This is a genomic window from Herbaspirillum lusitanum P6-12 (assembly GCF_000256565.1).
GTDB lineage: Bacteria > Pseudomonadota > Gammaproteobacteria > Burkholderiales > Burkholderiaceae_D > Herbaspirillum > Herbaspirillum lusitanum.
Genome location: NZ_AJHH01000533.1, coordinates 1 through 1,494, shown reverse-complemented (window position 1 = coordinate 1,494; position 1,494 = coordinate 1). Strand labels below are relative to the sequence as shown.

General features: G+C 61.3%; 3 protein-coding genes. 1 reads left to right on the top strand and 2 read right to left on the bottom strand.

Translation table 11 applies throughout. From position 1 onward, the window contains the following. Nucleotides 1–278: diguanylate cyclase (locus HLUSI_RS29330; RefSeq protein WP_040503622.1), on the top strand; the 278-nt coding region annotated here is incomplete at its 5' end. 136 nt (nucleotides 279–414) lie between these two features. Here HLUSI_RS29330 and HLUSI_RS0117695 read toward each other — a convergent pair. Together HLUSI_RS0117695 and HLUSI_RS0117690 are read right to left on the bottom strand one after the other, a co-directional pair. Then, a complete protein-coding gene (locus HLUSI_RS0117695) occupies nucleotides 415–834 on the bottom strand; it encodes a DUF6691 family protein (protein WP_029363708.1) in 420 nt (139 codons plus the stop codon). A gap of 19 nt (nucleotides 835–853) precedes the next feature. Then, entirely contained in the window at nucleotides 854–1,234 is a 381-nt protein-coding gene (locus HLUSI_RS0117690; protein ID WP_050977737.1) for a YeeE/YedE family protein, read from the bottom strand. Nucleotides 1,235–1,494 lie beyond the last annotated feature (260 nt).

The window sequence follows — 1,494 nt, the reverse complement described above, 5'->3', positions numbered from 1 at the left end:
TCTTCGCGCGCTACGGCGGCGAAGAGTTCGTGCTGATCCTGCCCGAAACCGATCGCGCCTCCGGCCTCAAGGTGGCCCAACGCTGCCGCAAGCTGGTGGTGAAGGAAAAAATCCCCCACGAAAAATCGCAGGTTGACAGCGTCGTCACCATCAGCCTCGGCATGGCAACCATCGTGCCATCGCGCCAGGATCAGCGCATCGAATTCATGGAAGCCGTCGACAAGCGCCTGTACATGGCCAAGCAACGCGGACGCAATTGCATCGTCGCTGAAGATTGAGTTTCTGCAGGGTGTGCCGACCGCCTCGGTCGGGTGGCGCAGCTGGATTTCCGGCACCCGGACGGCTTCGCCCGGCACGATTTTCATCTCGGCCAGTTTGGCCGGACCGGACAGCGCATACCGGCCTCGGGCCTTCTCACCGCCGTCTCAGGCGCTCCAGCTGATCGAAGAGCAGCATGCCGGCAATCATTGCCGCAACGAATCCGATCGCCTTGGGGTAACCGGCGGCAGCTGAGACCAGCGCTGGACCGGGGCAGAAACCGGCCAGGCCCCAGCCGATGCCGAACACTGCGCTGCCGGCGATCAGCCGTACCGTTAGCGACGCTGCGGCGGGGATCTGCATCGGCAGGCCCAGTATGGAACGGCGCCGCCGGCGTGCAAGGAAGAAAGCCGGTGCGCCCAGCAGGATGGCGCCCATCATCACAAATATCAATGAAGGGTTCCACAGCCCGAACAGATCGAGGAAACCCAGTACCTTGGCCGGGTCGGCCATGCCCGAAACCATCAGTCCAAGGCCAAATAAAAGACCTGCAAATAATGCGCTTACAGTAGCCATGTCGTGTCCTTCACGTTCTTCATGCTGCGACCAGATGCAGTTTGACAAACACCGTCGCAAAACCCGCCGCCATGAACGTCAGCGTCGCGACGACTGAGCGTAGGGAGCCGCGCGATATTCCGCAGACGCCGTGGCCGCTGGTGCAGCCGCCGGCATAACGCGTTCCGATGCCGACCAGGAAGCCGGCCGTCAGGATTTCTCCCCAGCCGGACTGAATCTCGATATCAATTCCTACGCCGCCCCCGATCGCGATCACGGGCGCCAGCATCATGCCGATCAGAAAAGCCGCACGCCATGCAACATCCTTTTCCGGCAGACCGAGCAAACCGCCAAGGATGCCGCTGATGCCCGCTATCCTGCCATTGAAGAGGATCAGCAAGGCGATCGCCCCACCGATCATTAAACCGCCTGCCAGCGACAGGCCCGGTGTGAAATCAACCAGATTGATCAACTCAATACTCCATGCGAGGAAATTAAAAAAAGGAATGGCGATAGCCGTTTTCGTTCGGGAGCCTGCTCACTCTCCCTTTTGCGGCTGCGCGATGGTGCGCAACTGGAAGCGGCCGTCGTTGTTGAACAGCCAGGTCTCCGACAACTCCACCCGGCCTCCTCGGAGCAAGGCAGCCGGCGGTTTGGGGAACGGCGCCGTGCTGCGCAATG